General features: G+C 42.9%; 11 protein-coding genes. 6 read left to right on the top strand and 5 right to left on the bottom strand.

The window, feature by feature from the left end; all coding sequences use genetic code 11:
- Positions 1-103 precede the first annotated feature (103 nt).
- The 4 genes from apbC to QZZ55_RS09990 form a co-directional block, all read right to left on the bottom strand.
- Positions 104-943: an iron-sulfur cluster carrier protein ApbC gene (apbC, locus tag QZZ55_RS10005; RefSeq protein WP_293267181.1), complete on the bottom strand. Its 840-nt coding sequence runs from the start codon at positions 941-943 to the stop codon at positions 104-106.
- Positions 944-1,138: 195 nt separating this feature from the next.
- A complete protein-coding gene (locus tag QZZ55_RS10000) occupies positions 1,139-2,401 on the bottom strand; it encodes an MFS transporter (RefSeq protein WP_293267180.1) in 1,263 nt (420 codons plus the stop codon).
- A gap of 97 nt (positions 2,402-2,498) precedes the next feature.
- A complete protein-coding gene (trmA, locus tag QZZ55_RS09995; RefSeq protein WP_293267179.1) occupies positions 2,499-3,587 on the bottom strand; it encodes a tRNA (uridine(54)-C5)-methyltransferase TrmA in 1,089 nt (362 codons plus the stop codon).
- Positions 3,588-3,719: 132 nt separating this feature from the next.
- Complete coding sequence (locus QZZ55_RS09990) at positions 3,720-4,955, bottom strand: HDOD domain-containing protein (RefSeq protein WP_293267178.1); 1,236 nt, start codon at positions 4,953-4,955, stop codon at positions 3,720-3,722.
- 161 nt (positions 4,956-5,116) lie between these two features.
- On the opposite strand from QZZ55_RS09990, the gene metG reads away from it, so the two are divergent.
- From metG to QZZ55_RS09960, 6 genes are all read left to right on the top strand, one after another.
- A complete protein-coding gene (gene metG / locus QZZ55_RS09985; protein ID WP_293267177.1) occupies positions 5,117-7,153 on the top strand; it encodes a methionine--tRNA ligase in 2,037 nt (678 codons plus the stop codon).
- A gap of 308 nt (positions 7,154-7,461) precedes the next feature.
- Positions 7,462-8,475: an amino acid ABC transporter substrate-binding protein gene (locus QZZ55_RS09980; protein WP_293267194.1), complete on the top strand. Its 1,014-nt coding sequence runs from the start codon at positions 7,462-7,464 to the stop codon at positions 8,473-8,475.
- A gap of 104 nt (positions 8,476-8,579) precedes the next feature.
- Positions 8,580-9,782, top strand: a complete 1,203-nt coding sequence (locus tag QZZ55_RS09975; RefSeq protein ID WP_293267176.1) for an amino acid ABC transporter permease — start codon at positions 8,580-8,582, stop codon at positions 9,780-9,782.
- 13 nt (positions 9,783-9,795) lie between these two features.
- The gene (locus tag QZZ55_RS09970) at positions 9,796-10,893 is read left to right on the top strand and encodes an amino acid ABC transporter permease (RefSeq protein WP_293267175.1); all 1,098 of its coding nucleotides are present in this window, start codon (positions 9,796-9,798) and stop codon (positions 10,891-10,893) included.
- Positions 10,894-10,907: 14 nt separating this feature from the next.
- On the top strand, positions 10,908-11,678 hold the full coding sequence (locus QZZ55_RS09965; RefSeq protein WP_293267174.1) for an amino acid ABC transporter ATP-binding protein: 771 nt from the start codon (positions 10,908-10,910) through the stop codon (positions 11,676-11,678).
- Between the two features lie 135 nt (positions 11,679-11,813).
- Positions 11,814-12,164: a HopJ type III effector protein gene (locus QZZ55_RS09960; RefSeq protein WP_293267173.1), complete on the top strand. Its 351-nt coding sequence runs from the start codon at positions 11,814-11,816 to the stop codon at positions 12,162-12,164.
- Positions 12,165-12,196: 32 nt separating this feature from the next.
- Here QZZ55_RS09960 and QZZ55_RS09955 read toward each other — a convergent pair whose 3' ends face one another.
- Complete coding sequence (locus tag QZZ55_RS09955) at positions 12,197-13,756, bottom strand: SulP family inorganic anion transporter (RefSeq protein ID WP_293267172.1); 1,560 nt, start codon at positions 13,754-13,756, stop codon at positions 12,197-12,199.
- Positions 13,757-13,796: the final 40 nt, after the last annotated feature.

Below are 13,796 nucleotides of genomic sequence, written 5' to 3'. Positions count from 1 at the left end.
AACTAAAAATTAAAAGCACGCAATTATAGTGTTTTTTAGAAAAAAAAACCGCATTTTTCTGAGGGAAGTGCGGTTTAGTTTCATTTAGCAATAACCTAATGAATTAGTCATCAACTATATTTATTTGCGGCATTGCAGGGGCCGTACTGGCTTGCTGCTGTACCTTCAGCATTAATTTTTTTGCAATATCACGATAGATAAGAGAAACAGCACTCTCAGGCTCAGCAGCAACAGTCGGTGTACCAGAATCAGCCTGCGCACAAATCTCCAGCGTTAGTGGCAAAGCACCTAAAAGTTCAGTGTCATAGTCACGGGCTATACGCTGCCCGCCTCCCGCACCAAAAATATGCTCCTCATGCCCACACTCACTACAAATATGAGTACTCATATTTTCAACAACACCTAAAACAGGAATATCCACTTTATTGAACATTTCTATTCCTTTCTTGGCATCAAGTAACGCAATATCTTGAGGTGTTGTAACAACAACAGCCCCATCTACAGCAACTTTTTGCGAAAGCGTGAGCTGAATATCTCCAGTTCCCGGCGGCATGTCTATCAATAGGTAATCAAGATTTTCCCATTGCGTTTGTGTTATCAACTGCTGAAGCGCGCCACTCGCCATTGGCCCGCGCCACACCATAGGCGTATTTTCATCGATAAGTAAGCTAATCGACATAGCCTGCAGCCCATGTATAGAGACGGGTTTCATAGCATTTTCACCCGCTGGCTGAGGCCGGGTTCCGGAAGGAATGCCAAGCATCATCCCCTGACTTGGACCATAAATATCCGCATCCAATACACCAACATTTTGACCTTCTGCCATCAAGGCCAAGGCTAGGTTTGCAGTCGTTGTTGATTTACCAACGCCACCTTTTCCGGACGCTATAGCAATAACGTATTTAACCCCTGGCAAACCTGAGGCTTTTGCGGGTGCTTGCATTTTGTTCTCCACTTGATGACGGCAAGACCGCCAATAACCCAGTAATATAGTTGGTTATTATGCATAGATTTTATAAAATTGCCAATGGTCTACAAGGGGTCACACTAACAACAAACTAATACTTAGGTTTTCTACGATATGAGTTATGCAGCTTTGCTAACATAACAAGACTGTCCGGTTTACGTCGAGCAATGATTACGCGGCGTTACCCTTCATGAATATTGTCTGCAAAGCCCCAAACAATGCAAGTGCACCAATACCATGCAACAACCATGTTTCATCAAGCTGTAACAATGAAAAGATAACTGTCAGGATCAACCCACAAAGCATCGAGATATTTTGGATAAAGTTACTCCCAGCTAACACCCTACCTATATTATCTTCAGAGGCTTGATATTGAATCAACGCATTTAATGGGATAGTCATAAGAGCACCACTCAGCCCTATCAGAAAAAATGCAGCACTCGCCCACGTGAGAGAGCCGACAAAAGGAAGACTAAACACCCCTATTGTGACGCCCGCAGCACCTAACGGAATCAATCCTCTATTAATGGATCCCTTTGACCATCGCCCAACCAAGAATGAACCCAACATAATACCAACACCCGCTAAGGCCATAGCGCCTTGAATGACAAAGGTATTTTTCTCTGCAAGCGCGACCTCAGCAAAAGAAGGAAATACTGCAAGCATTACTTGGCTAATGGTCCAAAATACTGATATCCCTAGAACACAGTGGAGTATCACTTTATCCGCGCCAATGAGTTTCAAATTGCGCTGTAATAAAGCCGCACGGCGATAAGCTAACCAATCAAACGGGAGTGACGGTTTAGTACTATCTTCGACGGGAAGACGCTGGGCTAATAAAGCTTCCACTGTTGAAGCTAATACTAAAACCCAGCCTAATGGCGCTATATGCTGAAGAACAATGGCGGGGTCTTTACCGGTGATAAACAAATCGGCCAATAACATTTCGAAAAGTAACGAAAAAACGACAATACCTGACAAAATGGCTACCATTGTCGCTGATTGTATCCAAGCATTACCTTTGGAGAGATTATTCGTGCCCACTAAATCACGAATAAAACCATACTTAGCCGGTGAATACAGCGCACTTTGAAGGGCTAGAAATAACGTCATAGCAAACGCTAATTCAAACCAACCTTGATAATAGCTTAGCGTAATAATTAGCGTAATAATTATTGCTATACGTGCGGACCAGCGCATTACTAGAGGCTTCGAAAAGCGGTCACTTATGAAGCCCGCCGGTGATAACAGAAGAATAAAAGGTAGTAAAATCAAGCTATTGATAATAGCCGTAAGAATAATCTGTTCAGATCCATCATAGGACTTAAACAACGTATTTTGAATTGTGATTTTATGGCCAAGATCAATGAAAGCATTTATAAAAGCGACACCTATAAATGCTATAAAACCCTTCACTTTTAATAGTGCTAACACACATGCTCCTGCTTAGAGGACTACTAACGCAGAAGCCATTGATAGAAACTAAACACCAATACCAAGCCCACGTATTCAGACTCAATAGGCATCAAAGCTACTTCCGCGTTAGATAAACACCACACTCTAGGTGATGAGTATAGGGAAATTGATCGAATACAGCGAAACGTTCAATCTTATGAGTTTGCGTAATCGATGTTAGATTGTCACGTAACGTTTCTGGGTTACAACTGATATAAACAATATTTTCATATTGAGTAACCTGAGCGACGGTTTCCTCATCAAGCCCCGAACGGGGTGGGTCTACGAGGACTGTCGAAAACTCACACTTATCTAACTCAAGCCCGTGCACTTTACGCGTTTCTTTTTTTCCTTGAAGCACTAAAGTTAAATCTTCAGAAGGCATTCTCAGCACATCCAAATTGGTTATTCCATTAACTTCTATATTGTACTCAGCAGCCCGTACCGACGTTTTGGATATTTCTGTCGCGACGACTCGTCTAAAATTTTGTGCAAGAGGCAAAGTAAAATTACCGCTACCGCAGTAAAACTCAACCAAGTCACCACCCGCTTCTTTAGTGACGTCCAAAGCCCAACGAATCATGTCCTTGCACACTTCTCCGTTTGGCTGAGTGAAGCTATTTTCTACTTGTTTGAACTCGTAAGTTCTACCATTAATATCGAGCTTTTCAATGACAAAATCCCGCTCTACTATTAATTTTTTCTTACGTGAACGGCCAACAATATCTATATTAAACTGCTTGCGTAGCCCTTGGACTTCTTCTGCCCAAACATCATCAATTGGACGGTGGTACAACAAGCTAACTAACAGTTCACCCGACAAGGTGCTAAGAAAGTCAACTTGGAACAATTTAAAACGCAATGCTGTGTTGGCTCGAATCACATCCAGCAAATCAAACATTACTTCGTGAATACGAGGAGCAACCATCGCACACTCATCAACACGAATGGGATTACGATTATCACCCGGCTCAAACATCACATAATAGAGATCATCCCCTTCGTGCCACACCCGAAACTCTGCTCGTAACCGGTAATGTGTCTTAGCTGAAGCAAAAGTTTCTATAGTGGGGAGATCAAAGGCAGTAAAATTTTCCCGCACTCCTGAAACCTTTTCAGCCAGTAATTCATCATAGCGCTCGGGCTGGATGTCAGATAGTGCCATTGAAAACCTCTAAACTTTTAAATGTTGGAAGGGGGAAAATAAGAACGGCGCATTCTATCAGCCAACAAATGTAGGTCAATCTAAAAGAAAAGAGGCGCTAGGCCTCTTTATTGTATCATCCAACAAAAAAAATTAGTTAGGAAGCTTTCCTGCATACTCGTTGGCCATCATTTCCCATTGATTCAAGTGATTTTTTAACCCTAAACGTTCAACATACTTTAACGCTAACTGACTCGACACAGAACAGCCCATACCATTACTCACTGATGGTAATAGAGCGTCCGCAATATGCACAGCCGTTAGCGGTTGAAAATCACTTGATGGACAACTTCCTGGAAAGTGGTGGAACAATACAGCCTCGATCACTTTAGGTGGCAAATTCCACAAGCCCAACATATACGCGCCGGCCTCAGCATGAGATACACCTAAGTTCATTTTTTCAACAACATACAACGGCTGAGACAACTCCATGGCTTTACTCATGACCATTCGGTACTCTTCTGGATCATGCGAAGCCAGTACAATCATACCAAAATCATGCAAAAGCCCTGCAAGAAATGCCTGCCCTTGTAGATGACGATCTGCTTTAACAGATCGACAAATATCCTGTGCAAACCTAGCTACCAACATTGAACGACTGTGTATTTCAGCGAATGAAAAACTCGTCCACGCGGCATTTTGAGGGAATGCCTCAAAAAGATGAGACGCTAACGTCAAATCGCGTATTAGGCGTACACCCAAAATAGTGACGGCTTCATTTAAGCGATATATCTGCCTTTCCAAACCAAAAAATGCTGAGTTGACCAGCTGCAATACTTTGGCAGACATGACGGGATCACGCTCAATAATTTGTGCAATTTCTCGCGCACTTGACTGGCTAGACATGAGCGCAGTGTTCAACGCTTCATATATAGCGGGCAAGGATGGCAAGCGCTCAATACGACCTATAAAGTCCTTTATCTCGGGCTTTTGAATTAAGCCTGCCACTTTCAAAGCCTTCTCTACTGCAAGTGATAACTGAACATCTGAACAGTTTTCAGGCAGTGACGAATGCGCCACTTCTGAAACACGTGCAGCAATAGAGGGTGACAAATTTCCCGACACTACAATACGTATCGACTCTGGGCTCGATTTTATAGCCATCATGAGTGCTGATAACATCTGCTCAGGATTTTCGGAAACACCAGCGATAATAATATCAAAATGATGCTCTTGTATTCGCTCAAGCATCTGCTCAGAAGAATCGACACGAGATACCGACCAGTTATTGAGGTCAGCAACTGTGTTGATTTCATCGTCATTCAGAGAAGCGGAGCGACAGACCAATATATTTTTGTCATGTAGCGAAAGCTTCACTTTTGCATCCATAGATATACCCCATACACTAAACATTTAGCACGTCTAGATATAAGTTTTAGTCAAGCTTATGGAAACTGTCCACTAAAATTGTGTAAATAAGGTTCATTAACCTTACTTAACACCGTAAACTAGTCCTTTATATTCATCCACGTAGCAATGTCTTTAAAATCATGCCAGATACTCAACGGAAAATACTCGTCACAAGCGCCCTACCCTATGCCAATGGCCCAATTCATCTTGGTCATTTGGTCGAATATATCCAGACTGATATTTGGGTTCGCTTTCAGAAACAACGTGGCCATAATTGTACTTATGTATGCGCAGATGACGCGCATGGCACACCAATTATGCTAAAAGCCGACCAGCTCGGCATTTCACCCGAAGAGCTCATCAGCAAAGTGAGCCAAGACCATCAAAAAGATTTCTCTGGTTTCATGGTAGGGTTTGATAACTATTACTCGACACACTCCGAAGAAAACAAGCATTTCGCGTCACTTATCTACACTAAGCTACGTGATAAAGGTCATATTTCACAAAAAACAATCACCCAGGCCTACGACCCTGAGAAAGAGATGTTTTTGCCAGACCGCTTTGTTAAAGGAGACTGCCCTAAATGCGGCGCCCTTGATCAGTACGGCGACTCGTGTGAAAAATGCGGTGCAACGTATAGCCCTGTAGACCTAAAGAATGCTTACTCTGCGATCTCTGGTGCAAAACCCATCGAGAAAGAGTCTGAACATTACTTCTTTAAACTGGGCGACTTTGAACAGTTCTTACGCACCTGGGTTGATAAACATGTTCAATCACAAATGGTTCATAAACTAAATGAGTGGTTTGAATCTGGTCTACAAAACTGGGATATTTCTCGCGACGCACCTTACTGGGGTTTTGAGATTCCAGACGCCCCCGGAAAATACTTCTATGTATGGCTAGATGCACCTATAGGCTACATGGCTAGTTTCAAGAACTGGTGTGATAAAAGTGGTGTTGAGTTCGACGAGTATTGGAATGAAGCATCCAGTACCGAGCTTTACCACTTCATCGGTAAAGATATTGCTTATTTTCATACATTGTTTTGGCCTGCAATGCTTGAAGGTGCAGGCTTTAGAAAGCCAAACGGTGTTTTTTGTCATGGTTTTTTAACTGTTGATGGCCAGAAGATGTCGAAATCACGTGGCACTTTCATTATGGCCGAAACATATCTTAATCACCTTCGTCCTGAATACTTGCGATACTATTTTGCAGCGAAGCTCGGCTCGGGGATCGACGATATCGATCTAAACCTTGAAGATTTTCGAATGCGCGTGAATGCTGACTTAGTCAATAAGGTGGTCAACATCGCATCAAGATGTGCCGGCTTCATTCATAAGAAATTTGATGGAAAACTTTCTGCCGAATTATCTTCTCCTGAGCTATACCAGGAGGCTGTGATTGCTGGTGACTCCATCGCTGATGCATATGAAAAGCGTGAGTTCGGACGTGCTATGCGCGAAATAATGGCGATTGCAGATAAGGCTAATCAATACATCGACACGGCTGAACCCTGGGTCCTTGCTAAGCAAGAAGGCAAACAACAAGAAGTTCAAGATTGCTGCTCAATGGGCATCAATCTCTTCCGCGTAATCTGCACTTATCTTGCGCCAGTACTCCCACAAGTGGCAGAGGATGTTCAAGCCTTTTTAAACCTTGACTCACTCGCTTGGGATACCGTCAAACAACCACTCAAAAATCATACTGTTAATAAGTTCAAACCCCTTATGCAACGTGTTGATGAAGATAAAATAGCAGCACTGGTTGAAGACAGTAGACATACAATGGAAGCTGTGGCCGCTGTACAGGCACCTGCCGTCTCATCTCCTCTTAGTGATGACCCTGTTAGCGATACCATTTCATTTGACGACTTTGCAAAAGTCGACTTGCGAGTAGCGCTGATTGCTAAAGCAGAGCATGTTGATGGCGCCAAGAAACTATTGCGACTGACACTTGATTTAGGTGGAGAGACTCGTAATGTTTTTGCTGGCATAAAGTCAGCGTATTCCCCTGAAGACCTCCAAGGGAAGCTTACGGTCATGGTTGCAAATCTAGCACCACGGAAAATGAAATTCGGGATTTCCGAAGGCATGGTGTTAGCAGCAGGCCCCGGTGGAGAAGATCTGTGGATTTTAGAACCGCATGACGGAGCTCAACCTGGAATGCGAATTAAATAACGACCCTTACACCAAGAACATTTAAAGGCCCATACGGGCCTTTTTTATTGCCCAAAATAAAAAGTAAGCAAAAACCCCTACGTAATATACGCGTTGCATTGAACGTTCATTTTTGGAAATATAATCCACTAGATAAAGCAAAAACCTCCATGCGGGGAATTTATCAATTATCAACTACAATAAAACCAACAATAATAAAAATAGGTACGACCTTTGCATTACTCTCCAACGGGTGCCGCTCCAAAAAGCAGCACACAGCAGTCCACTATAAAAATAACTTTACTGATCCCAGGAGCATTACTCTAATGATGAAGACGAGTTTAATTACCGCAGCAATTCTTTCCATAAGCTTTGCTGGCCATGCCATGGCAGAAGGAACTTTAGACGCAGTTAAAGCCCGAGGTGTTGTTCAGTGTGGTGTTACCACTGGGCTAGCAGGTTTTTCTAACCCGGACAAACAGGGCAATTGGGAAGGCTTAGACGTTGATCTATGTCGTGCAGTTGCAGCAGCAGCGTTAGGCGATGCCAGTAAAGTTAAATTTATTCCTCTCACCGCCAAAGAGCGCTTTACCGCTCTCCAGTCTGGTGAAATCGATGTTCTTTCTCGTAATACGACATGGACCCAAACTCGTGATACTCAACTCGGCCTTAACTTTGCCGGTGTAAACTACTACGACGGCCAAGGTTTTATGGTATCTAAGTCACTAGAAGTTAAGAGTGCTACAGAGCTTGATGGTGCAGCATTCTGTATTCAGGCAGGTACTACAACCGAATTAAACCTTGCAGACTACTTCCGTCAGAACGGCATGACATACTCGCCCGTTGTATTCGATACCTCAGACCAAACGGCTAAAGGTTTCGATGCAGGACGTTGTGATGTACTAACATCTGACCAATCACAACTTTATGCTATCCGTATCAAACTAGAAAAACCTAACGACGCCATGGTATTACCGGAAGTTATCTCTAAAGAACCACTTGGCCCAGTTGTTCGCCAAGGTGATGACCAATGGTTTAACGTTGTTAAATGGACTCACAACGCTATGTTAAATGCTGAAGAGCTCGGCGTTACCTCTGCAAATGCAGATGAAATGCTGAAGTCTTCTAACCCGAATGTACGCCGCTTATTGGGTCTTGAAGGGCCTAAAGGAAGCGGGCTTGGACTTAATGATGATTGGGCATACCAAATTGTTAAGCAAGTCGGCAACTATGGCGAAGCATTTGATAACAATGTTGGCGCTAACTCACCATTGAAAGTAAGCCGCGGTATTAATGCACTTTGGACAAACGGTGGCCTACAGTACGCACCACCTATGCGTTAATCATATTTAGCAGGGTATGAAGCTTCGGCTCCATACCTTTCTATAGTTGATTTCAGATAGGGGCTTTTCTAAGACCCCTTTCTTTTTGTTCCGTGGAGAATTCGATGTCGACACTTGATCGATCAAACCAAAAGAATTCTGCAACTCAAGCAAGCAGCGGTCGTTTCTGGAACGACCCGGATAAACGTGCCCTGTTTTTCCAAATATTACTAGTCTTGGGGCTTGCAGCCTTCTTCCTCTATATTATTAACAACACGCTTAGCAACCTAGAGCAACGCGGAATTACTACCGGTTTTGCCTTCCTTGATGTGGAAGCCGGTTTCGGTATTTTACAAACGTTAATTCCCTATACTGAAACAGACAGCTATGGTCGTACATTTTTAGTCGGCTTGTTAAACACAGTTCTTGTCTCAGCACTTGGCATCATTGCTGCGACATTTTTAGGGTTCTTCTTGGGTGTTGGCCGTTTATCAAAAAACTGGCTAATTTCAAAAATATGTACTGTCTACATTGAAATTTTTCGTAACATTCCTTTATTACTACAAATATTTTTCTGGTATTACGCCGTTCTTCGAACACTTCCAAATCCAAAACAAAGCATTGAATTTTTAGGAAGCTTTATAAACGTACGTGGTTTATATATGCCAGAACCTATAGGAACCGAAGGTTTCAATTATGTTTGGATTGCTTTCTTCTTAGGTATCGTTGCTACATGGTTAATGAAAAGGTGGGCAGATAAACGCCAAGATGATACCGGCCAAGAATTTCCTACTTTGTATGCAGGTTTAGGCCTGATTCTAGGTATGCCTTTTGTCATATTCCTCCTTATGGGGATGCCATTAGAGATTGAGCAACCAGCACTCAAAGGCTTTAACTTTGTGGGTGGAATGGTACTCGTGCCTGAACTAGTCGCGCTATGGCTTGCGCTGACCATCTATACAGCCGCTTTTATCGCGGAAATAGTTCGCGGAGGTATTCTTTCTGTACCAAATGGACAGCTGGAAGCAGCGAGTGCTTTAGGGCTTCCTCGTGGAAGAACACTAAGGTTTATTATTCTTCCTCAAGCACTGCGGGTAATTATTCCTCCACTGACCAGCCAATACCTTAACCTCACAAAGAACTCATCTCTAGCAACCGCTATTGGTTACCCTGATCTGGTATCAGTGTTTGCAGGTACAACACTGAACCAAACAGGCCAAGCCATTGAGGTTATTTTCATGACCATGGCCGTATATCTGACGCTTAGTATTCTGACGTCAATCTTTATGAATTGGTATAACAGCCGTAAAGCCTTGATTGAGCGATAGGTGGAGAGAAGATATGAAATATGATTTAGAACCCACCCTACCAGCACCTCCCAGTACAACTGGAGTTTTAGGCTGGCTAAGAAGGAATCTTTTTAGTAATGCTACTAACTCAATCGCCACTCTAGTTATTGGTTATTTTTTAGTAACATTGCTTGGCCCAGCTTTACAATGGGCTTTTATCGATTCTGACTGGTTTGGTGATTCGCCGGCAGTTTGTACCAGTGGCGGTGCATGTTGGGCGTTTATCACTTACCGTATGGACCAATTCATGTATGGGTTCTACCCTGATACTGAATACTGGCGCATTAATACTACCTTCCTAATCTTTGCGGTTGCTATTGTTTGGCTCGTCGTTGATAAGACTCCCTACAAAGGGTATGTCTCTGCATTTGTTCTCTTCATCTACCCAGTCATTGCTTTTTACCTACTCTATGGTGGCAGCTTTGGTTTAGAAGTCGTAGAGACACATAAATGGGGCGGGCTCAGCCTTACTCTAGTACTCGCCGTGATTGGAATTGTTGCTGCGATGCCCTTCGGCATCCTATTAGCACTAGGACGGCGCTCTAACATGCCAATTGTGAAATCATTCTCAGTGATCTACATTGAGTTTTGGCGAGGCGTGCCACTGATTACCGTTCTCTTTATGGCCTCAGTCATGTTGCCTCTGTTTATTCCTGAAGAGATCACCTTCGATAAACTGTTGCGAGCCTTGATCGGCATTATACTTTTCCAATCAGCTTATATGGCAGAGGTTATTCGTGGAGGCTTACAGGCAATACCAAAAGGCCAATATGAAGCCGCTGATGCACTAGGTTTGGGCTATTGGAAATCAATGTCCTTAATCATTCTTCCACAAGCACTCAAGTTGATGATTCCAGGTATTGTTAATACCTTCATTGCGCTGTTCAAAGATACAAGCCTAGTACTTATCATTGGTTTGTTCGATATCCTAGCGATTGTTCAAACAGCTAATAGCGATGCTGATTGGTTAGGGTTCTCAACAGAAGGTTATATTTTTGTTGCTTTTGTTTTCTGGGTCTTTTGTTTTGGTATGTCTCGTTATAGCCAAAATCTTGAAAAGCGCCTACAAACCGGACACAACACGCGTTAGACGTGGAGATTATTATGAGTACACAAGAAACAAGCGAAACATCAGATAATCTGATGATAGAACTAAAAGAAATGAACAAGTGGTACGGTGATTTTCACGTCTTAAAAAATATAAATTTGCAGGTTAAAAAAGGCGAACGTATTGTTATCTGTGGTCCTTCAGGTTCAGGAAAATCAACGATGATTCGTTGTATTAACCGTCTGGAGGAGCATCAAAAAGGTGATATTATCGTTAATGGAATGGAATTAACTAACGATTTAAAAAATATTGAAACTATCCGTAAAGATGTAGGCATGGTGTTTCAACACTTCAATCTATTCCCACACTTAACTGTTCTTGAAAACTGTTGCCTAGCACCTATTTGGGTTAGGAAAGAGCCGCGAAAACAAGCAGAAGCTACCGCAATGAAATACCTCGAACGTGTAAAAATCCCGGAACAGGCCTTAAAGTTCCCAGGCCAGTTATCTGGAGGACAACAACAACGTGTTGCCATTGCTCGCTCGCTCTGCATGAACCCTGACATAATGCTTTTTGATGAACCTACATCGGCACTCGATCCGGAAATGATCAAAGAAGTTCTAGATGTAATGATTGAGCTAGCAGATGAAGGTGGTATGACCATGCTATGTGTAACTCATGAGATGGGATTTGCTAAAACAGTAGCCGACCGTGTTATTTTCATGGATGCAGGACAAATTGTTGAGGAAAACGAACCTCATGAGTTCTTTAACAACCCACAACATGAACGTACACAACTATTCCTTAGCCAAATTATCCAACACTAGTTGGTAACATTAAAAAAAGGCGACTAATTAGTCGCCTTTTTTATGCCTGCTAGCCGTGATTATCAAATCTATCCATGTTACAAACAGCCTTTATTTTCACACATATAAATATTAATCATTAAAAGTAGAGTCCCTATGACACCTGAGATTTTCATATCTAAACTCGGCACACCTGAAACAATCGATTTTCAAGACACGATGGCAGTCATCAATGAACACTTTAGCTATGTACCTACCGCTTTTACTAACGGCCTAAGTGACAAACGTGTAGCTAATGAGGCTGGAAAAAATGAAGGCTCATGCAAAATTTTTGCTTTTGCACATTTGTTTGCGCTAGATAATGAACAAACGTTACGTTGTTTTGGTACGTTTTATCAGGATGTTCTAAATACACCTGAAGGTGATGATCACGGCAATATTCGAAACTTTATACGTGATGGCTGGGAAGGTATTCGTTTTGAAGGACAAGCCCTCACTCGTAAGTGAGGCGCTCATCTGCTTTGGTAACCGGCTTACAACTATGCAAGTCGGTCATCAGCAATTTTATAGTCAGGGTCTTCTATGAGATTGACCTCAACCAAGCTTCCTGCCTTTTCAAGCAACGCTATACACTCATGGCTTAAGTGACGTAAGTGCAACGTTTTCCCTGCCGCCATATAGCGTTCAGCGACTGCATCAATCGCCTCAATCCCTGAGTGATCCATTACACGAGAATCTTTAAAGTCGATAATCACATCATCCGGATCACTTTTAGCTTTAAAGTTATCCCTAAAACTCTGCGCTGACGCAAAAAACAGTGGCCCATGAGAAAGATAAACTTTTGTTTTCCCTTCACTTTCCGTCCAAGTTTCAAACTCAACATGCTTAGCATGCTTCCAAGCAAACATAAGAGCTGACATGATGACACCCACCACAACGGCAATGGCGAGATCACTCATTACCGTAACGACGGTAACCGTCAAAACAACCAGTAAATCTGCCTTGGGCACTTTACCCCATAAACGAAAGCTAGCCCACTCAAACGTTGCAATCACAACAATAAACATCACCCCGACCAATGCGGCAACAGGGATCATCTCGATAAGACTCGCCCCTACAACAATAAATGCGAGCAAGAACAAAGCAGCAGAAATACCTGACGCTCGCCCTCGTCCACCCGAGTTTATGTTGATCATACTCTGGCCAATCATGGCACAACCACCCATACCACCAAAGAAGCCAGTGACGATATTTGCGACACCCTGACCAACACATTCTTTATTGCCACGCCCGCGAGTTTCAGTAACTTCATCAATCAGCGTCAATGTTAGCAAAGATTCAATCAAACCAATTGCAGCCAAAATAACAGCATAAGGCAGGATGATATAGAACGTTTCAAAGGATATAGGTACGCTTGGGATACTAAACATCGGTAACCCACCAGCTATTGTAGCGTCAGCATCCCCAGTCATATTAACCAACACATCCTGAACAGTTCGCGTATCTAGGTCGAGGAAAATAACCAATAAAGAGACAGCTAGAATGGCGGCTAATGAAGATGGGATTGCGCGGGTCAATTTTGGTAAGAAATGAATAATAGCCATAGTTAAGGCGACCAATCCTAGCATCATGCCCATTTCACTACCTTGCAACCAATGAAACACTCCCGACTCATCAGCAAACTTAAACTGCTTCATCTGGGCCAAGAAGATAACAATAGCAAGGCCATTTACAAAACCTAACATAACAGGGTGAGGCACCAAACGTATAAACTTGCCTAACCGGAAAGCCCCTGCAAGCATTTGTAAAATACCCATCAACACTACTGTCGCGAATAGGTACTCAACACCATGCTGAGCAACTAAGCTCACCATAACAACCGCCAAGGCACCCGTTGCCCCCGAAATCATTCCTGGGCGGCCACCGATAGTCGCAGTGATTAAACCTACAAGAAACGCTGCATATAGACCCACCAAAGGCTCGACGCCAGCAACGAAAGCAAAGGCTACGGCTTCAGGCACCAACGCCAAAGATACCGTTAATCCAGAAAGCACATCGTTTTTCATACTTTGAGTTTTAGATACGAGCAGTTGAAACATTCATAGCCCCGATTGAATTTTGAAGAGATCTTTGAAATTA

This window comes from Neptunomonas sp., assembly GCF_016744175.1.
Classification (GTDB): domain Bacteria; phylum Pseudomonadota; class Gammaproteobacteria; order Pseudomonadales; family Balneatricaceae; genus Neptunomonas.
The sequence above is the reverse complement of the archived record's forward strand: the minus strand, read 5'-3'. Positions and strand labels throughout refer to the sequence as shown.